The organism is Vibrio sp. 1078-1 (assembly GCF_033340475.1).
Map to the genome: position 1 here is coordinate 1 of NZ_JAWOWM010000985.1, position 504 is coordinate 504.

A 504-nucleotide genomic window follows, 5' to 3' on the forward strand; every position below is an offset into this window, starting at 1 on the left:
CTTCTGATTGTACCGTTACCGAAAAAAACGGAACCGTTAGTCGAACCGCAGGGTGAAGGGGATAGCCAGCGTGTTGCGATCCAGTTAAATGCGCAAAGCCTGAGTCAGCAACGTACGTCGCAAAACTCGGGGCCTAAGTCAGAAGACTGGAAAGAGTACCATGTGAAGAATGGTGATACGTTAGCTCAAGTTTTTCGCAACAATCAGCTTTCTATGGCTGACCTTAGCGCCTTAGTAAAAATAGAAGGAAGCGATAAGCCACTGAGCCATATCAAGCAGGGGCAACTCATCCGTTTTAAACTCTCAGAAAACGGCCAGTTAGATATGTTGCAACTGGAAAAGAGCGATCATTCGGTTATGTTCTTCCGTCTATCGGATGGCAGCTTCGGCAGAAACAAATAGTTTCCGTTGTAGATTTAAAAAAGACGCGATCATCTCGCGTCTTTTTTATTGCAGTTTTGTAGAGGTTTATTGAGTCGAATGCTTCCTGCGCATGTCTACGTG

At 45.2% G+C, this 504-nt stretch carries 1 protein-coding gene; it reads left to right on the forward strand.

What is annotated here, in order from left to right; translation table 11 throughout:
* Positions 1-402: LysM-like peptidoglycan-binding domain-containing protein (locus R7190_RS31215; protein ID WP_318138389.1), on the forward strand; the 402-nt coding region annotated here is incomplete at its 5' end.
* Positions 403-504: the final 102 nt, after the last annotated feature.